At 67.1% G+C, this 18808-nt stretch carries 17 protein-coding genes and 2 tRNA genes; 13 read left to right on the forward strand and 6 right to left on the reverse strand.

The features are described from left to right. Positions 1 to 167: 167 nt before the first annotated feature. The 5 genes from TBIF_RS13870 to cmrA all read left to right on the forward strand — a co-directional run bounded on the left by TBIF_RS13870 (position 168) and on the right by cmrA (position 5807). Positions 168 to 722, forward strand: a complete 555-nt coding sequence (locus tag TBIF_RS13870; RefSeq protein WP_024795389.1) for a PadR family transcriptional regulator — start codon at positions 168 to 170, stop codon at positions 720 to 722. Further along, positions 719 to 2734 carry an NADPH-dependent 2,4-dienoyl-CoA reductase gene (locus TBIF_RS13875; RefSeq protein WP_024795390.1) on the forward strand — a complete coding sequence of 672 codons (2016 nt, stop codon included), beginning with the start codon at positions 719 to 721 and terminating at the stop codon, positions 2732 to 2734. Before TBIF_RS13870 ends, TBIF_RS13875 begins: the two co-directional genes overlap by 4 nt. A gap of 115 nt (positions 2735 to 2849) precedes the next feature. Next, positions 2850 to 3911 (forward strand): FUSC family protein, encoded by a 1062-nt coding sequence (locus TBIF_RS13880; protein WP_148302272.1) that lies wholly within the window; start codon positions 2850 to 2852, stop codon positions 3909 to 3911. Positions 3912 to 3923: 12 nt separating this feature from the next. Then, positions 3924 to 4970: a zinc-dependent alcohol dehydrogenase family protein gene (locus tag TBIF_RS13885; RefSeq protein ID WP_024795392.1), complete on the forward strand. Its 1047-nt coding sequence runs from the start codon at positions 3924 to 3926 to the stop codon at positions 4968 to 4970. 33 nt (positions 4971 to 5003) lie between these two features. Continuing rightward, a complete protein-coding gene (gene cmrA, locus TBIF_RS13890; protein ID WP_024795393.1) occupies positions 5004 to 5807 on the forward strand; it encodes a mycolate reductase in 804 nt (267 codons plus the stop codon). Between the two features lie 322 nt (positions 5808 to 6129). Here the strand turns inward: cmrA and TBIF_RS13900 are convergent, their stop codons facing one another. Beyond that, entirely contained in the window at positions 6130 to 7746 is a 1617-nt protein-coding gene (locus tag TBIF_RS13900) for a helicase HerA-like domain-containing protein (protein WP_024795394.1), read from the reverse strand. Between the two features lie 95 nt (positions 7747 to 7841). Here TBIF_RS13900 and orn point away from each other — a divergent pair, with 95 nt between their 5' ends. The 3 genes from orn to TBIF_RS13915 all read left to right on the forward strand — a co-directional run bounded on the left by orn (position 7842) and on the right by TBIF_RS13915 (position 9653). Beyond that, positions 7842 to 8483: an oligoribonuclease gene (orn, locus tag TBIF_RS13905; protein WP_024795395.1), complete on the forward strand. Its 642-nt coding sequence runs from the start codon at positions 7842 to 7844 to the stop codon at positions 8481 to 8483. A gap of 40 nt (positions 8484 to 8523) precedes the next feature. Next, positions 8524 to 8599: transfer RNA gene (locus TBIF_RS13910), tRNA-His, on the forward strand. 223 nt (positions 8600 to 8822) lie between these two features. Further along, positions 8823 to 9653, forward strand: coding sequence for a siderophore-interacting protein (locus tag TBIF_RS13915; protein WP_024795396.1), 831 nt, complete (start codon positions 8823 to 8825; stop codon positions 9651 to 9653). 167 nt (positions 9654 to 9820) lie between these two features. Here the strand turns inward: TBIF_RS13915 and TBIF_RS13920 are convergent, their stop codons facing one another. Then, on the reverse strand, positions 9821 to 10561 hold the full coding sequence (locus tag TBIF_RS13920; RefSeq protein WP_024795397.1) for a hypothetical protein: 741 nt from the start codon (positions 10559 to 10561) through the stop codon (positions 9821 to 9823). A 209-nt stretch (positions 10562 to 10770) separates the two neighbouring features. Next, on the reverse strand, positions 10771 to 11982 hold the full coding sequence (locus tag TBIF_RS13925) for a L,D-transpeptidase (protein ID WP_024795398.1): 1212 nt from the start codon (positions 11980 to 11982) through the stop codon (positions 10771 to 10773). Between the two features lie 312 nt (positions 11983 to 12294). On the opposite strand from TBIF_RS13925, the gene TBIF_RS13930 reads away from it, so the two are divergent. Continuing rightward, positions 12295 to 12367 (forward strand) — tRNA-Lys (locus tag TBIF_RS13930). Between the two features lie 248 nt (positions 12368 to 12615). On the opposite strand, the gene TBIF_RS13935 is transcribed toward TBIF_RS13930, so the two are convergent. Next, entirely contained in the window at positions 12616 to 12837 is a 222-nt protein-coding gene (locus tag TBIF_RS13935; protein ID WP_024795399.1) for a DUF3618 domain-containing protein, read from the reverse strand. A gap of 89 nt (positions 12838 to 12926) precedes the next feature. Here TBIF_RS13935 and bcp point away from each other — a divergent pair, with 89 nt between their 5' ends. After that, complete coding sequence (gene bcp, locus TBIF_RS13940; protein ID WP_024795400.1) at positions 12927 to 13412, forward strand: thioredoxin-dependent thiol peroxidase; 486 nt, start codon at positions 12927 to 12929, stop codon at positions 13410 to 13412. 142 nt (positions 13413 to 13554) lie between these two features. Further along, a complete protein-coding gene (locus TBIF_RS23650) occupies positions 13555 to 14868 on the forward strand; it encodes an HNH endonuclease signature motif containing protein (protein WP_024795401.1) in 1314 nt (437 codons plus the stop codon). 76 nt (positions 14869 to 14944) lie between these two features. On the opposite strand, the gene TBIF_RS13950 is transcribed toward TBIF_RS23650, so the two are convergent. Both TBIF_RS13950 and TBIF_RS13955 read right to left on the reverse strand, forming a co-directional pair. After that, the gene (locus TBIF_RS13950; RefSeq protein ID WP_024795402.1) at positions 14945 to 15652 is read right to left on the reverse strand and encodes an ABC transporter ATP-binding protein; all 708 of its coding nucleotides are present in this window, start codon (positions 15650 to 15652) and stop codon (positions 14945 to 14947) included. A 37-nt stretch (positions 15653 to 15689) separates the two neighbouring features. After that, entirely contained in the window at positions 15690 to 16727 is a 1038-nt protein-coding gene (locus TBIF_RS13955; protein WP_024795403.1) for an ABC transporter permease, read from the reverse strand. 183 nt (positions 16728 to 16910) lie between these two features. Here TBIF_RS13955 and TBIF_RS13960 point away from each other — a divergent pair, with 183 nt between their 5' ends. Both TBIF_RS13960 and TBIF_RS13965 read left to right on the forward strand, forming a co-directional pair. Further along, positions 16911 to 18119, forward strand: a complete 1209-nt coding sequence (locus TBIF_RS13960; RefSeq protein WP_148302273.1) for a sensor histidine kinase — start codon at positions 16911 to 16913, stop codon at positions 18117 to 18119. Beyond that, positions 18116 to 18736, forward strand: coding sequence for a response regulator (locus TBIF_RS13965; protein ID WP_024795405.1), 621 nt, complete (start codon positions 18116 to 18118; stop codon positions 18734 to 18736). The genes TBIF_RS13960 and TBIF_RS13965 overlap by 4 nt, the downstream gene beginning before the upstream one ends. The last annotated feature ends 72 nt before the right edge of the window (positions 18737 to 18808 follow it).

Below are 18808 nucleotides of genomic sequence, written 5' to 3' on the forward strand. Positions count from 1 at the left end.
GGCATGCCCTGCACTCCATCTCGGTGCGCATGCCGCCGAGTTCGGTCTCCGTCTCCTGTATATCCCGAATCCGCGACCAGCACACATCCGGCGGCCCAGCAGCCCTACGACGCTGGCCTCTATGCATCAAGTTGCACTGCATCTCGATGCACTGCTACGTTTTCGGCATGGCCCTGGAACACGCGATCCTCGTTGCGCTCGCCGAACGCGCCGGCAGCGGCTATGAGCTGGCCCGACGCTTCGACAAGTCCATCGGCTTCTTCTACGGAGCCAGCCACCAGCAGATCTACCGCACCCTCAAGCGGATGGACGGCGACGGCTGGATCAGCTGCGAGACCGTCCCCCAGCAGGGGCGTCCCGACAAGAAGGTGTACTCCGTCGGCGCCGACGGCCGGGTGGAGCTGCGCCGCTGGCTCGCCGAGCCGTCCAGCCCCACCGTGCTGCGCGACGAGCTGAGCCTGAAGATCCGCGGCGCCTCCCATGGCGATCTCTCCGTGCTGCTGGAGGACGTGCGCAACCATCGCACGGAGCACCAACTGCGGCTCCAGCTGTACCGCCAGTTGGAGGCCCGCGAGTTCCCCGATCCGGGCACGCTCAGCGGCATGGCCCTGCACCAATACCTGGTCCAGAGGGGCGGCATCGTCCTCGAGGAGGGCTTAATCGCCTGGTACGACGAGATCCTGACCGCCCTGCACAACGACGTGAAAGGCCTCACCGCATGAGCTCCTACCCCGCACTTATGGCCCCGCTCGACCTAGGGTTCACAACGCTGCGCAACCGCGTGATCATGGGCTCGATGCACACGGGCCTGGAGGACCGCGCCAAGAACATCGACCGCCTCGCCGCGTTCTACGCCGAGCGCGCCCGTGGCGGTGTGGGCCTGATCGTCACCGGCGGCTTCGCCCCCAACCGCACCGGCTGGCTGCTGCCACTGGGCTCGACGATGGTCACGCACACCCAGGCCCTGCGCCACCGCAAGGTCACCCGCGCCGTACACGCCGAGGGCGGCAAGATCGTCATGCAGCTGTTGCACGCGGGCCGCTACTCCTACTGGCCGCTGAGCGTCTCCGCGTCCGCGATCAAGTCCCCCATCAACCCGTTCAAGCCCCGTGCACTCACCGAACGCGGTGTGCACCAGACCATCCGGGACTTCGCACGCTCCGCCGAGCTCGCCCAGGAGGCGGGCTATGACGGCGTCGAGCTCATGGGCGGCGAGGGCTACTTCATCAACCAGTTCCTCGCCCCGCGCACGAATAAGCGCACCGACAAGTGGGGCGGCAGCGCCGAGAACCGCCGCCGCATCGCCGTGGAGATCGCCCGCGCCACCCGTGCCGCCGTCGGCTCGGACTTCATCATCATGTTCCGCCTGTCGATGGCGGACCTGGTCGAGAAAGGCCAGACCTGGGACGAGATCATCGCGCTCGCACAGGAACTGGAGGCCGTCGGCGTCAACATCCTCAACACGGACATCGGCTGGCATGAGGCCCGTGTGCCCACCATCGTCACGTCGGTGCCCCGTGCCGCGTTCGCAGACTTCACCGCACGCGTGGCCGAGGAGGTCGCGATCCCGGTGTGCGCGTCCAACCGGATCAACATGCCCGAGACCGCCGAGCACATCCTCACCACCACGCAGGTGGAGCTGATCTCGATGGCCCGCCCGATGCTCGCGGACCCAGACTGGGTGGACAAGGCCGCCGCCGGCAAGGCCGACGAGATCAACACCTGCATCGCCTGCAACCAGGCCTGCCTGGACCACACCTTCCAGAACAAGACGGCGTCGTGCCTGGTCAACCCCCGCGCCTGCCACGAGACCCAGCTAACTCTCGCCCCCACCCGCCGCACCAAGACGGTGGCTGTGGTCGGCGCGGGCCCCGCGGGCCTCGCGGCCGCGACGAACCTGGCACGGCGCGGCCACACCGTGACCCTGTTCGAGGCCGAGGACCGCATTGGCGGGCAGTTCGAGATCGCCCGCCGCATCCCCGGCAAGGAGGAGTTCGCGGAGACCATCCGCTACTACGAGCGCCAGCTCGAGCTCACCGGCGTCGACGTCAAGCTGGGCGCACGCGCCTCGGCCGAAGAGCTTTCGGCCGGGTACGACGAGGTGGTCATCGCGACCGGCGTCACCCCCCGCATCCCCGCCATCGACGGCATCGACCACCCGAAGGCGCTCTCCTACGCGGAGCTGGTGCGCGGTGGCAAGCCAGTCGGCGAGCGCGTGGCCGTGATCGGCGCCGGCGGCATCGGCGTGGACATCAGCGAATTCCTCACCCATGAGTCCTCCCCCACGATGGACTTAGGCGAGTGGATGCGCGAGTGGGGCGTGACCTATGCCCCCGACGCCGTGGGCGCGCTGACCACCCCCGCCCCCGCGCCATCGCCCCGCACGGTGTTCCTGTTGCAGCGCAAGGAGACCCGCATCGGCAAAGACCTGGGCAAGACGACGGGCTGGGTGCACCGCGCGGCGCTGAGGGCCAAGGGCGTGCAGGAGCTGACGGGCGTCGCCTACGAGCGGATCGACGACGCCGGCCTGCACATCACCGTCGATGGCAAGCCCCGCGTGCTCGACGTGGACAACGTGGTGATCTGCGCCGGGCAGGACTCGGTGCGCGACCTCGTGGCCGGGCTCGAGACGGCTGGCGTCACCCACCATGTGATCGGCGGGGCGGACCTCGCCTCCGAGTTGGACGCCAAGCGCGCGATCAAGCAGGGCACGGAGCTGGCCGCCACAATCTAGCGTCCCCACACGGGAATCCGGTCCCCATTCCTGCCGGACCCTCCATTCCCGCCGCCGACCGCACGATAGGCTCCCCGTCACGTAGGCATGCTGGCGGGGATGGGAGTGCGATCAGGTGAGTAGCCGCGAGATTCACGACGGCCCGGTCGAGGCCGGGGTCGCCCCAGGCCCCACCGAACCGCCCGAGCATCGCAAGCCTCCGACAATCCGGATGGCGGGCGTCGCGCTCACGGTGATCGTCGCGATCGCGCTGCTGCTCACCTCCTCGTGGCGCGGCGGCTTCAGCTTCGCGTACATGGGCATCGTGCCCGGCATCACCGCGGTCCTCGCGTCGCCGCGCGTTGCGGTCCTCAGCGCCGTCGCGACCGCGGTCGCCGTGTTCGTGGGCGTCGCCGTCAGCGGCTCGACCCCGCTGGCGGTGCTGTGGATGGCCGCGCTCGCCGTCGCCATCGTCTACAGCTCCCGCCACGGCTGGACGTCGATCATGTGCATGGTGGCGGCGCAGGCGGCCATCGTCATCATCTACGGCAAGGTGTTCAGCCACGCTCCCGCGCCCTTCAACGAGCCCCACACCCTCGCCGGCGCGCTGCCGGTGGCCGGGTTCGTCCTCGGCGGCGGGCTCGTGGTGGCGCTGGCCGGCGCGATCTTCCTGCGCCCGTTCCCCGGCGAGCTTGAGGAGAGCTTGAACTCGCGCGACTCCTGGTGGTTCGGCGCAACGGTGATCCCGCTGACCATCCTCGGCACCTTCCTCTGCCTGCACTTCTTCCCCGGCACCCACGCCTGGTGGCTGCTGCTCACCTTCTATGTGGTGCTGATCCCCTCCGTGCAGGAGGCCATCCCCCGCATGCGCGGCCGGGTGCTCGGCACCCTCGCCGGCGCCACCGTCGCGGCGATCCTGACGTTCGTCGTCGCCGACAACACGGTTTTCTATATCCTGACAATCATGGCGGCGTCGGGCACTATCTTGCTCTCCGACCGCACCTACTGGATCTACGCCGCGTTCCTCACCGCCACCGTGCTCTTCGGCGGCTTCCACGCGGCGAACAATCCCCTGCTCCTCGACATCGAGCGGATCGGGCTGACCATCCTCGGTGCGCTCGCCGCCTACGCGGCGCTGCGGTTCAACGCCCAACTGCGCGAGCGTGTCGAGCGAGCACAACCCGCACGAGCCGAATAGAAGGAGCCCGCCATGCGCGCGACTATGATCTACGGCCCCCGCGACGTCCGCGTCGAGCAGCGGCCGGACCCAGTCATCCAGCGGCCCACCGACGCCCTTGTCCGCGTGGTGCGCGCGTGCGTGTGCGGTTCGGATCTGTGGCCGTACCGCGGGGTGCGTGAGACACCGAAGCCGCGGCCCATCGGGCACGAGTTCATCGGCGTGGTCGAGGAGACTGGGGCCGAGGTGGCCGGTTTACGCGTCGGCGACTTTGTCATCGCCCCCTTCACCCACAGTGACGGCACCTGTGAGAACTGCTTGCGCGGGCTGACCACCTCGTGCGAGAACTTCGGAGTCTGGGGCGCTGTCGACGCGCACGGCGTCCAACTCGACGGGGCCCAGGGCGAGTACGTCCGGGTGCCCTTCGCCGACGGCACCCTCGTGCGACTCCCCCAGCAACCCGATCCCAACATGTACCGGGACCTGCTAGCGCTGTCCGACGTGATGGGCACCGGGCACCACGCCGCCGTGTCTGCGAACGTCGCGCCCGGGTCGACGGTGGTCGTGGTGGGCGACGGCGCCGTCGGGCTGTGCGGGGTGCTGGCCGCCCACCGGCTCGGGGCCGATCGCATCATCGCGATGTCCCGCCACGGCGACCGGCAGGCCCTGGCCCGGCGCTTCGGCGCCACCGACATCGTCGCCGCCCGCGGGGTTGACGGCGCGGCAGAGGTGCGTGATCTGCTCGACGGTAGAGCGGACTCCGTGTTGGAGTGCGTCGGCACCCAAGAGTCGCTGGGCCAGGCCCTGGCCGTGCTCCGGCCCGGCGGCAGCCTCGGCTTCGTCGGCGTGCCCGCGGAGAACCCCGCGCTGCCCATCGGGAAGCTGTTCGCGCACAACCTCCGGGTGGCGGGCGGGATCGCGCCGGTGCGGCCCTATATCGATGAGCTGCTGCCCGACGTGCTGCTAGGCCGGATCCAGCCCGGTCTCGTGTTCGATCACGCTGTGCCGCTCGAGCAGGTCGCCAGCGGATACACAATGATGGACGAACGGAAGTCCATCAAGACGATGGTGATTCCCTGAGCCGCCGCCCCTGATCTAGCTATGGAGAACCGAATGGCACTGCCGACCCCCACACCCGAAGCCCGCGCCGTCGTCACCGGCGCCTCGTCCGGGATTGGCGAGGCCCTCGCAACCGAGCTCGCGGCCCGCGGGCACTCGCTGATCGTGGTGGCCCGGCGCACCGACCTGATGGAGGCCCTCGCGGCCAAGCTCACCGCCGCGCATGGCGTGCAGGTCGAGGTCCGCGGGGTGGACCTGTCCGACCGCGCCGCCCGCCAGATCCTCCTGGACGAGCTCGCCGAGCGGCACATCTCGATCCTGTGCAACAACGCCGGCATCGCCACCTTCGGGCCCATCGCCCAGCTGGACCCCGCCTATGAGCGCGCGCAGGTGGAGCTCAACGCCGTCGCGGTCCATGACCTGACCCTCGCGGTGCTGCCCGGCATGATCGCCCGCGGCATCGGCGGCATCCTCATCACCGGCTCCGCCGCCGGCAACAGCCCAGTGCCCAATAATGCGACCTACGCCGCCACCAAGGCGTTCGCGAACACCTTCGCCGAGTCCCTGCGCGGCGAGTTGCGCGGGACCGGCGTCAACGTCACGCTGCTCGCCCCCGGCCCGGTCCGCACCGAGGACCCCAAGCCTGAAGACATGTCGATCGTGGACAAGATGGTGCCGGACTTCTTCTGGATCTCCAGCGAGTACACCGCGAAGCTGTCCCTGGACGCGTTGGGGGCCAACAAGATGCGCGTTGTCCCCGGCATCCTCGGCAAGACGATGTCCGTCGCCAACGGCTACACCCCGCGCGCGATTGTCGCACCCATCGTGGGCTCGTTCTACAAAAAGCTGGGCGGCTAAGAGCTCCGCACGACGCAATCGCGGGCATCGGCCGACTGGCCGATGCCCGCGATCATCGAGTCAGCTAGGACTACTGGTCGATGCTGCCCATCACGAGTTTGAAAAAGTCCTCGAGCGGGCGAAACACCTCGGCGCTGCCGGGGAAAAGTTCGGCACCGCCACCAAAATCCATTGAGCCCATGCGCTAACCACTCCTCCTAATTGTCGCGATGTGCCATCGCGCCTATCACGTTGTCGGACCACTCCATAGGACCTACGATTGCGGCCGCTGTCAAGGAGCTCGCATGTAGCGGGGGTGTTGGTCTGAAATGTCGATACCGTGTCAGCGGCGACGCTTGGCGGTGCCGAAGAGGCTGCGCGAGATCTCCCGCCCCGCGACCGTCGCGGCGGAGCGCAGGAAGCTCTTCATCGCCGAATTGCCCAGCACCTTGCCGATCATCTCCCCCGCACCGGAGCCCTCAGACGCAGGCGGCACGTCCGGTGCGGGAGGCGCAGTATCCGCGCCGGCGTCCACGGGCGGGAATCCCTCGGCCTGCGCGGGTGCAAGAGAAGCACTGAGCTTCTCGTAGGCGGACTCGCGGTCGATCGTCGCCGAGTACTTCGCCGAGAGCGGGCTTGCGAGGGCCGCCCCCTTGATCGCGTCGTTGCCGATGGTGTCCATCAGCGAGCGCGGGGCCCGCATCATGGTCCACGCGACGGGCGTCGGCGCGCCCTTCTCCGAGAGCACGGTGACGATGGCCTCGCCGGTGCTCAGCGAGGTCAGGGCCTTCTCCATCTCGTAGTGCTCGGTGTTCGGGTAGGTCTTCACGGTCTTGCGCAGCGCCGTCTGGTCATCAGGAGTAAAGGCCCGCAGCGCGTGCTGGACGCGCGCGCCCAGCTGCGAGAGCACCCCGTTCGGCACGTCCGTCGGCTGCTGCGTGCAAAAGAAGATGCCGACGCCCTTCGAGCGGATCAGCTTCACCGTCTGCTCGACCTGCTCGAGGAACGCCTTCGACGCACCGGTGAACAGCAGGTGCGCCTCGTCGAAGATGAACACCAGCTTGGGCTTGTCGACCTCCCCCGCCTCCGGCAGCTCGTGGAACAGGTCCGCCAGCATCCACATCAGGAATGTCGTGAACAGCTGCTGGCGGTTCTGTTGCGAGCCGAGCTCGAACAGTGTGATCACGCCCTTGCCGTCCACGACACGCATCAAGTCGGCGGGCTCGAGCTCCGGCTCCCCGAAGAACGTGTCGCCGCCGTTGGCCTCCAGGTTCACCAGTGCCCGCAGGATCACCCCGGCCGTCGCCGAGGAAACGCCGCCAATGCCCTTGAGGTCCGCCTTGCCCTCATCACTTGTGAGGTGCGTGATGACCGCTCGCAGGTCCTTCAGATCCAGCAGCGCCAGGCCCTGCTTGTCCGCCCAATGGAAGATCAGGCCCAGAGTGGACTCCTGCGTGGCGTTGAGGTCGAGGACCTTGCTGAGCAGGATCGGCCCGAAGCTGGTGATGGTGGCCCGCACCGGGATGCCGATGCCCTCGGTCCCCAACGTCAGGAACTCCACCGGACACGCCATCGGTGCCCAGGAGTCCCCGGTGTCGCGCGCCCGCTGCTCAATCTTCTCGTTCGACGAGCCCGCCTGGCTCAGCCCCGACAGGTCGCCCTTGATATCTGCCATGACGACCGGCACACCGGCCGCCGAGAGCTGCTCCGCGATCACCTGGAGCGATTTCGTCTTGCCGGTGCCGGTGGCGCCCGCGATCAGCCCATGCCGGTTCATCATCGCCAGGGGGATGCGCACCCGCGCCTGCGGATCGACGACGCCGTCCACCATGACTGTGCCCAGCTCCAGCGCGACGCCGTCGGAGATATACCCCGACGCGATCTCCTGCGCTGCAGCATTCGGGACCGGAGCATTCGGGACCGGGGCAATCGGGGTTCCAGCGGTGGCGTCGTCGGTCATTCGGGGCTCCTCGGGTCGGCCGCCAGTGTTCGCGAAATCACCTTATCCGCCGATCGCTGCCAACTCGCGTGACGACGCGAACTAAGGTGGTGCCCGTGCAAGACAAATTAGTGTGGATCGATTGTGAAATGACCGGCCTCGAGCTGGGCTCCGACAAGCTGATCGAGATTGCGGCCCTCGTCACCGACGGCGACCTCAATATCCTCGGCGAGGGCGTCGACGTGGTGATCCACGCCGACGACGAGGCTCTGGACGGGATGCTGCCTGTGGTGCGCGATATGCACGCCAAATCTGGGCTGACCGAGGAGGTCCGCGCGTCGACGGTGAGCGTGGCGGAGGCCGAGAACCTTGTTCTCGAGTACCTGCGCCAGCACATCCCCGTCGCGGGCACCGTGCCCTTAGCGGGCAACTCGATCGGCACCGACCGCGGTTTCATCACGCGCGACATGCCTGCGCTGGACACGTTCCTGCACTATCGGATGGTCGACGTCAGCTCCATCAAGGAGCTCACCCGCCGCTGGTACCCGCGCATCTACTTCGGCCAGCCAGGCAAGGGCCTCTCCCACCGGGCCCTCGCGGACATCCGCGAATCCATCAATGAGCTGAAGTTCTACCGCCGCACCGCGTTCGTCGCCGACCCCGGCCCCACCAGCGCGGCCGTCGCCGAGATCGCCGCCGAGCTGACGGCCGATAATCAGCGCGGACCCGATTCGACTCTTGAGGGTTCGGCGCGCTAGTATCTTGATCGTTGTCGCGATCATTGATCGCGACAAAATGGTGGGCGTAGCTCAGCTGGTAGAGCACTGGGTTGTGATCCCAGATGTCGCGGGTTCGAGCCCCGTCGCTCACCCCACCATCCACTGTGGCGCTTCCGGAAACGGAAGCGCCACAGTGCGTTTCGGGGTCCAGCTATCACGCATCCCGCCGAGGATCCCGTGAGCGAGCCGGCCGCTCGCCCGCCCGGACCAGTCGCGGAACCAGACGATGCCGAACTGCCGAGAAGCGCCGACCCCACACCACCCACCACTGAGTTAGGCTACCCTAAATGCAACGTCAGTCGAGCACGGGGAGAGCACATGGCACGCACGAATTTGAAGGCCAGGGCGATCAAGCCGGCCATGGTCGAACTGTTGATGCTACGGGTGCTGCGCCGAGAGCAGATCTCGCCCAACGTCGGCCGGATCACCCTCGGTCACGGCGACATCGGAAGATTTGCCCCGATGGGGTTCGACCAGTGGTTCCGGCTATTCCTGCCCGTTAAGGGCGGCAATCTGGATCGCGCCCCCAAGAAGTTGGACACAGTGTCCTACCTGCGGTTTATGACCATCAGCGAGTCCGAACGTCCCGTCATCCGCAACTACACGGTCCGCGCCTACCGTCCCACCGGAGACGACGGCCCAGAGCTCGATATCGATGTCATTCTCCATGGCTCCGCCGCCGACGGCACCGCCGGACCGGCCTCGGGCTGGGCACAGACGTGCCAGCCAGGCGATGCCGTGGCGATCTTGGACGAGGGGATCGGGTTTGCCCCGCCGGAGGACGCTGAGCAGCTCCTGCTGGTGGCCGATGAGACGGGCCTGCCGGCCGTCGCCGGGATCCTCGCCGCGCTCCCCCGGGACGCGAGGGGCCAAGCCATCGTGGAGATCCCGGACCACGCCGACCGGCAGGAGCTTAACGGGCCCGACGGTGTCGAGGTGACCTGGCTGGCCCGCACTGATCCGGCCCAGTCGCCGGGCCTCCTCGCGCTCGCCGAGGTCGAGGGGAGAGAGCTTCCGACGGAGCCGACATACGGCTGGGTGGTGGGAGAACAGGCCCTCGCCGCCGGCGTGCGCCGCCACTGGGTGGCCGCCGGGCTGCCCAAGGACCGCGTGATGTTCTGCGGCTACTGGAAGCATGCCCACGGATGACCGCCAGCAGTCCCTCACCTAGGCATTCAGCCTCGGATCCTAATTTCGACACGCCCTGCCAACCGGTCCAATCCGGACCAACCTGACCAATCCAGAGCGAAGGCCCGCCCGGTAATCCGGACAGGCCTTCGCCACTGCAGCCTGCAGGGCAGCGAGTTGGTACGGGATCAGCTACCGATCATGCCGCCGAGAACGTTACCCAGGACCCCGCTGATCACATTGGTCATCGAACCCTGGGGGTCCGTGAGAGAGCCGAAGACCTGACCGGAGCCGGAGTTGACGGAGCCAAGGCCCATGCCCTCGAGGCTGCCAGCCCCGGCCTCGATTACGTTCGGGTTGCGAATGGTGACGCACACACCCATCGGGTTGATGTCCCAATCACCGCCCGCCAGAACGATGTTCGCGCCGGCGCCACTGTCGATCTTGGCACCCACGTCCGCGTTGGCGGGGATCTTGTAGGTCGTCTCCAGAGCAATGACTCCCCCGCCAGCCGTGGTCCAGCCGGAGCCCTTGGCCACCACCGAGTCATTGCCGGTCACCACAGTCTTCGTCACGTCCTCCCACTCCTGGCCGCCGATGAGCCATTTGACGTTCAGGCGCGCGTTGACCAGCTGGAAGCCGGCGGGGTGGAAGTCGCGGATCTCATTGACCAGCGCACCGGCCCCGGACACCTTCGTCAGATAGGTCACGGTGCTACCGGGAGCGGCGGTACCGTCACCGACGACCTCTTTGCTAACTGTGTAATCGCTCCCGAGCGACCCAACCCAACTGTCGGTAACCGCCTGGCTCTGCGCGCACGCGGGCGCGGCACTCGCCACTCCCGCGCCCAGCCCGACGGTGAGACCCGATCCGATCAGCGCGGCACCCAGGCCTGCGGCCACAGCCTTGCGCAGAGACAAACGTGACATCTAGTGCTCCAGTTCGCTTGGACGGCCAGTGTGGCCGTCATCTCTGACCCCGTCACCCCGACTGACAGATCACATCCTGATGCACCATACGGACGTCCAACCTATTAAACAAGCACTTTGCGGAAGTACGCGCTGGTACGGCAGAGAAATGGGCCCCCACCAGTCGGGCGGGGGCCCATCGGGTCGAGCTAGAAATTCGCTTTAGACATTCACGCTGACGCGTTGCCGGCCTTCCACGTGGACCAGGGAATATTCCAGTCCCCGAGGCCGTCGGTGCCCGCAAGGGTCTCGCCGACAGTGTTCTTCACCATAGTGATGTCGCCGCGCTTGGTGTTGTTGTAGAACCACTGGGCGTCCGCCGGGCTCACATTCAGGCAGCCGTGGCTGGTGTTCGTGTTGCCCTGGGCCCACATCGACCACGGTGCCGAATGCACGAAGATGCCGCTGTAGGACATGCGCGTGGCCCAGTTGACGGGGGTCTTATAGCCGTCTGGAGAGTCGATGGCCAGGCCATAGGTGGAGGAGTCCATGATCATCGACTCGTGCCGCTCAGCGATGATGTACGTGCCGTTGGGCGTCGCGAATTTACTCTTGCCCATCGAGGTCGGCATCGACTTCACGACATTGCCGTTGACGGAGATGTTGATCATCTTGGTGGAGTCATCCGCGACCGCGATGACCTCATCCCCAATGTTGAAGGTCGCGTAGTTGTCCTCTTGGCCGTAGAGCCCGTTGCCGAGGTCCTTGCCGTAGGTGTTCACGTCGATGCGCACCTGGGTACCGGGGGCCCAGTAAGCCTCCGGACGCCAGTGCAGCTGCACGTTGGACATCCAGTAGAAGGCGCCCTCCACCGGCGGGTCGGCCGTGATGGTGATGGCGTCCTGCGCCGCCTGGCGGTCCGTGATCGGCTCGTCGAAGATCACGACAGCGGGCTGGCCCACTCCCACCGTCGCCCCGCCGCTGGGCAGCATGGCAGCCAGGGTCTGGTTCTTCGGCTTGAGAGTCGTGAAGTCTGTCTGCTCGGTGACAGCGCCAGCCTCACCCCTGGCCTTGGTCTCCACGGTGTACGTGGTTCCGTAGCCCAAAGTCTGGTTGCTCGTCCACGTCAGCTTGTCGGCGGACAGGTCCCCGGTGACAGCGACGCCCTTCGGGTTGGTCATCGTGACCCCGGTCAGCGTGCCGTCCGCGGCAGTCACCGTGATGTTCTCCAGGGGCGAGACGCCCACTTCGCCGTCGGGCACGGATGTCGTGAGCGAGACCGCCACCGGCTCGGGCGGGGGCGCGTCGGCCCCTCCCGCGCTGGAAGCAGCCACAGTGCAGCTGGCGCTCACTAAGCCGATGCTCAGGAGCGCGCCCATCGCGACGATAGATTTTCTCAGCCGGCGCGGCGACTCTCGTGCCAAACGGTTACGCAAAGACATCCGGGACTCCCACTTCTCCAACTTCGGCGTTGCAGCATCCAATGTGGGTCGGCCGCACAGCTGCGGACGATCCGATACTCAAGGCCGTGACATAACGAGAGGAGCCGGTCATTCCCATGACGACTCCGCCCTGAAGTATGCCAGTTTTTGGTTTGACCAGCACTATTGCTTCGTTAGTAGACGCCAGTTCGTTACATTTGAAACACGCCGAACCGGTGCAATGAGGCCCGATTTCACATCTTGGCCACAACCCTGTTAATCTCTGAACCGCACCAAGCGAGCAACCGGAAACGGGAATCGCATGGCACGCACGCGCCGTTAGCTCAGTTGGTAGAGCAGCTGACTCTTAATCAGCGGGTCCGGGGTTCGAGCCCCCGACGGCGTACAAAGCAGCCCCACCAGGTCAAACCTGGTGGGGCTGCTTCAATTTGCGGGCAAGGACAAGTCGCCCCAGCAAACCTCCAGTCCGCTCGGATCGCCCCCTGCGCCCACTTCCCGGCCCCGGCTCCGATGGCCCAGCGACAGCGCCGCCACGGCGTGACAGGCATCTCACTGACTTTTGAGTACCTCCCGCCAACAAAACTGCCCCACACCTCACGGAACGCGGGTGCGGGGCAGTGCGGGCTGGATCTCTTAGCGGATGATCTTGACGACCACGATCGCCGCGACCAGCAGCCCGGCGCCGATCAGCCCGTAGCGGACCTGCGGCTGTTGCAGTTTGGCCAGCAGCGCCTGCTTCCCATCGTCAAGCACCCTCTTCGGGTTTGCGCGCACCGTCAACTCATCCAAAGTTGAGGCAAGCTCCTCGCGGGCGCGTTCGATCTCACGCTCGATACGTTCGGTGTCCCTGGCCACGTGTCCTCCATCGGCTGTCGTGCGGTTCTCGACCACCGTAATTCAGGCAGGGACGTGCCGTCGCCACCAGATCGGTAATGTCGGTAAGTATGACTGACTCAACCGCGCCCGCAACCCGTCTCTCCGTCGGCGACGCGGCACCCGCGTTCACCCTGCCCGACGCCGAGGGGAACGACGTGTCCCTCTCCGACTACCTCGGCCGCAAGGTCATCGTGTACTTCTACCCCGCCGCCAGCACCCCCGGCTGCACCAAGCAGGCCTGCGACTTCCGCGACAACCTGGCCGAACTCAACGGCGCCGGCCTCGACGTCGTCGGCATCTCCCCCGACACGCCCGCCAAGCTGCAGAAGTTCCGGGACCACGAGGAGCTCACCTTCCCGCTGCTCTCGGACCCCTCCAAGGAGACCCTGGCAGCCTGGGGAGCCTTTGGCGAGAAGAAGCTGTACGGGAAGATTGTGCAGGGCGTGATCCGCTCGACGTTCCTGGTGGACGAGGCAGGGAAGATCGAGGTGGCCCAATACAACGTGCGCGCGACGGGACATGTAGCGAAGCTGCGCCGCGATCTGTCGGTATAGGCCGACCCGCCCCGCGACCGGTCTGGGGCTGGTCTGGGGCTGGTGTGACCATTGGTTCCCGAGTGACAAAAGCATTGATCATCGCAGGTCAAGTTGCTAAATTCCCCACCAATAGAATGAGTGTTCGCGTATTATTGCGGGCATGGGGAAACCGGGGATCCGCCTAGACAAGCAGACTTCGAGCCTGCTCGCGCATCCGCTACGCGCGGACGATTGGCAGATCCTCGAGAACTCCCTGGCCCCCACCGTGACCGCGACCTCGGCGGTGATCCGTGCCGCCGAGGTCGTCCGGTTCCGCCACCTGGCACAGATGGCCACGCGGGACACCGTCAACGGCGGCTCGATCAGGCGGACCTCGCTGTGGCTGGCCCGGCACGGCAATCTGATGTTGTCCGATGCGCGGGCGCTCGTGGTGTTGTCGCTGCGCATGTCTGCGGACCCCAATGTTCTGCGCGCCTACGCAAAGGGTCTGGTCAGCCAGCGCTCCGCTAAAATGATCGTCGATTTCCTGCATCACACCCCGGCGAACATGTCGAAGAAGGCGCAGAACAGGGCCCGCACCAAGCTGCTCAAGAAAGCCCGAAACGCCTCCGCGGATGAGCTGCGCGCCATGATCAACCACATCCGCGACAAATTCGACGATGGCATCCCGTCCGGCGACGATGTCGAGCGCAACTCCCTGCACGCCTCTCAAAGCTGGCAGCAGCGCTGGTACTTGTCCGGAGACGTGGACTGCGAGACCGGCGCCATGCTGAAGGCGGCGCTCGACCCCCTCGCAGTCCCGCGGCCCGAGCCCGACGGGGCCGACGACAGGCGCCCCGCCAGCAAGCGGATGGCCGATTTGACCGAGATGCTGCGCCGCTACCTCGCCTGGCAGGACGCGAAACGCCCCGAGGGCCGCGCCCGCACCAGCATCAGCGTCCACATCCCTGTCGGCGACCTGTTTCAGCCAGAACTCGACGACGCGAAGAAGATACAGCTGATAGCCGAGGAGCGCTACGACGAGCTCTTCAACGAGGACTCCGAGATCTGGTCGATGTGGATGGGGTCGATGTCCCAGGAGTCGGCGCGCCGGCTCGCGTGCGACTGCGAGCTGTTCACCATCGGTCTCGACCCCAATGGCGCGCCGCTATCGGTGAACACGCACACCCGCTTCGCCACCGCCGGCCTCCGGCACGCGCTGATCGCCCGCGACAAGGGTTGCGCGTTCCCCCACTGCGACCGGCCCGCCGCATGGACCGAGGCGCATCACGTCAAGCATTGGATCGACCGGGGCCCCACCGAGATAGACAACCTCGTGCTCCTGTGCACCGAGCATCACCGCAGCGTCCACCATGACGGCTGGGAAGTCGTGATCGGGCCGGACCGGTTACCGGCATTCCGGCCGCCCTTGTATTTCGACCCGCTTCGACGATGGCTGGGGCCCGACGGCCGGCATCAAGACCTCGTCGCATAACCCCTGCTCCACAGCGTGAATCCCCCACCGGCAGCAAGCCAGCGGGGGCACACGCATGAGCACTTTCGGAGATGGCCTAGGCGGCGGCCAGATGCGACTGCACGGACTCGATCCGGCCATCCGTGATCACCACGGTCGCGTCGACGCCGGTGGGTGTGCCCGGAGCCAGCGATTCGAGATCGTGGCTGACGAGCACGGCGGCCAGATTGCGTCGGCGCACCAGCTCTGCGATCAACGTGATCACCGCGCGGCTGCGCTCGGAGTCCAGCGCGGACGTCGGCTCGTCGATTAGCAGCAACGACGGCGTGCCCATCATCGCTCGCGCGATATTCACCCGCTGGCGCATGCCGCCGGACAGCTCGTGCGGCCTGCGCTCTGCGGAGTCCGCCATGCCGACCTCCTCGAGCAGGGCCATCGCCTCGCCGCGGTGCTTAGCAGGCTTGCCGCCCCGCATGCTCACCGTCAGCAGCAGCTGCTCCACCGCCGTCAGCGAGGGCAGTAGGTTGTCCGCCTGGAACACGAAGCCGACCTCCTCGCGGCGGATGCGGGCACGCTCGCGGGCGGACATGTCCTCGACCTGCTTGTCACCGATCCGCACCGTCCCGGAATCCGGGGTGATCAGGGTGCCGGCCACCGCGAGGAGGCTCGACTTCCCGGAGCCCGACGGCCCGGTCAGCGCGACGAGTTCGCCGTCGGCCACCCCGAGGCTCACCTTGTCGAGTGCGGTTAGCCGGTCCCGGCCGTCGGGGAAGGTCAGGGTGGCGTTCTGGATGAACAAACTCATGGTGTTTCTCCTCTACCTGAAGTGTTGAGTGCGAGCTCTAGTTCTGCAGTGCCACGAGCGGGTCGACTGTGGTGACCGTCCGCACTGCGAGCAGCGCGCCGATCAGGCCGAGAGCGGCCATCGCAAGCATCGGCAGCAGGACCCCGCTCACGGTGAGCAAGATCGGCACCACGGAGCCAGCGGCCAGCGCCAGGCCGATCCCGAGGACCGCACCGATCGTCTGCCCGACGAGCAGCACCAGCAGAGCCTGGCCGATGCCGTCCTTCAGCAGGTAGCTCTTGTCCCCGCCCATCGCCCGGACCACGGCCAGGTCATGACGTCGCTGCTGCGTCCAGACGGTGAAGAAGGCGCCGACCACCAGTGCTGAGATCGCGAGGACCATCGCCTGCATCGCCAGCAGTGAGCCGTGCTCGGAGCTGTAACCGGGCACCGCGGCGGTCGCGTCCTTCATGTCCATCGCGTCGGTGCCGGGCACTGCGGGCGCTTCCCCGCCGGCCAGGACCACGGCGCTGACCTCCTGGCCATGCGCCAGCGTCTGCCACGTGCCAACGGTCGTGTAGGCAACCGCCGTGTGGGCGAAGAAGTCCGGCGCGGCGATACCGCTGACGGTCAGCTGCTCCGCTCCGACGGTGATGGACTGGCCGAGCTTGATACCCAGATCATCGGCCTGCTCGGACGAGATCATGATGTCGCCGTCCGCGGGCTGTGCGCCCGACTCGGGCTGTGGAACCAATGTCTGGTCCGCGCCGAACACCGTCACCGCGGAGGCCTTCTGCCCCACCGTCAGGCGGGTGGTGCTGATACCCAGGCGCGATGCGTCCCCACCGGCCGTCAGCTGCTGGACGGCGCTCTGGTCTAGCGCGCTCTCGGAGAGCGACGGACTCTGGCCCTCGGCCGGAGCCTGCACGACGAGCGTCTTACCGGGCAATCGGGTCACCGCCGAGATCGATTGGTTGCCAAGGCCGTTGGTGAGCGCGGACAGTGCCACCACCATGAAGCTCATCATCGCGATGACGGCGACGATCAAGGCGAAACGGCCCCTGGCGAATTTGATGTCCCGGATACCGATAAACACTGCGGGTTCCTTTCCTGCTCACACTGGAATGTGTGCTTGGCTGGTGTGCTTCCAGCTTCACAGCTCCCCCCGCCCGAAACATCGTGGAAGAGTCTGGTCTTGCAGAGTCGATCGACTCAGCCACGTATCCATCGAAAGTTGTAGAGGCCGGCAAACTCGGCGGGGCGAGCGATACTGGGACCTGTGACTTCTTCGACTGCAACACTCGGCGGGGACCGCCCGGTGCTGATCGCCGGCCACGTGCTGTTCACGGTGCTGCTGACGCTCGGGGCCATCCGCGCGCTCACCACGACCGACTCCCCCATATCGGTCGCCGTCGCCATCGCGGTGGTCGCCGCCTGGTACTACGGGGGCGCGGCCTGGGTGCGGGACAAGGGCCTGACCCGGCAGCGAGTGTGGCTGCTGGTGCTGCTCGTCGGCTGGCTCGCGCTGGTGATGATCTCCTCGGAGTTCATCTGGCTGGCGTTCCTGTTCGCGATGCTGGCGTGGCACCTGATCCCGCTGCCGTGGTCCATTGGCCTAGAGGTCCTCGTCGCCGTGATCGCGGTGGTCGGATACTCCTGGCACCAGGGCGCCGTGGTGGCTGGCGCGGTGTTCGGCCCGGTCATCGGCATCGCCTCCGCGGCCGTGATGACGGAGGTCTACCAGCGGCTCAGGTCGCAGTCCGAGGAGCGCAAGATGCTGCTCGACGAGTTGATCCGCACCCAGCAGGCCCTCGCCGTACGGGAGCGCGAGACCGGCCGCCTAGCCGAGCGGGAGCGTCTCGCCCGCGACATCCACGACACCGTCGGCCAATCCCTGGCCAGCGTGATCCTGCTGCTGCGCGCCGCCATGGGCCAGGATGCGACCGACCAGGCCCACCAGACTCAGCTGCGTACAGCGCTCGACACCACGCTGACCGCGCTGAGCGAGACCCGCCGCTTCGTCCGAGGCCTCGGCCCGGAGGTGATCGAGAAGCACGGGCTGCGCTCGGCGCTGGGCACCCTCGCCGCCGAAGCCACCGCACTGGGCATCCCCACCACCTTCGCGGAATACGGTCGGCCGCAACAGATTCCGCTGCCGTACGAGGTCGCGCTGCTACGCGCGGCCCAGGAGGCGGTCGCGAACGCACGCACCCATGCCAAGCCCACCTCGGTCACGATCACCCTGACCTACCTCGACGACGAGGTCAGCATCGACATCATCGACGACGGCATCGGGTTCAACCCCGCCGAGGCCACCGGCCCCGCCGCCCCGCCACGCGCCGACGGCAGCGGCTACGGCCTCACTGCCATGCGCGGCCGCATCCACGAGTGTGGCGGCCAGGTCATCATCGAATCCGAACCCGGCGGCGGCACCGCGCTGCACGCCGCAATCCCCCTGGAGGCCCCCATGATTGAGAGCCAGCCGTGATCCGACTGCTGTTGGTGGACGACCACCCCGTCGTCCGCGCAGGCCTGCGTGCCGTGCTCGGCGTCGCCGAGGGTATCGAGGTGGTCGCCGAAGCAGGCAACGCTGCCGAGGCTGTGCAGCGGGTGCGGGACGGCAGCAACATTGATGTGGTTCTCATGGACCTGCGGTTGGGCGACGGCGCCGACGGGGTGGCCGCCACCAGCGAGATCCGCGCGCTCGCCCACCCACCCCGAGTGCTGATCCTGACCACCTATGAGACGGACACCGATATCCTGCGTGCGGTGGAGGCCGGTGCCACCGGCTACCTCCTCAAGGATGCCGACCCCGACGCGCTGGTCCGCGCGATCCACGCCGCCGCCGCCGGCGAGACCGTGCTCGCACCGGTGGTCGCCTCCCGACTGCTGGGCCGGATGCAGTCCCCCGACAGGGCATTGACCAGCCGGGAGCTGGATATCCTGGGGTGCGTGGCACATGGCGACTCCAACAAGGACATCGCCCGGGCGTGCGCCATCTCCGAGGCCACCGTCAAGTCGCACCTAGTGCACATCTTCGACAAGCTGGAGGTCGACAGCCGCACCAAGGCGGTGCAGGTGGCTCGGGTGAAGGGTCTGCTCTGAGCGTGGCCGCGGAGATCGGGACACGGCAAAGAGGGGCGCTCAGTCCGCCGCGGGATACGGCCGGCCGAGCGC

Origin of the sequence: Tomitella biformata AHU 1821 (genome assembly GCF_000524475.1) — a bacterium.
GTDB lineage: Bacteria > Actinomycetota > Actinomycetes > Mycobacteriales > Mycobacteriaceae > Tomitella > Tomitella biformata.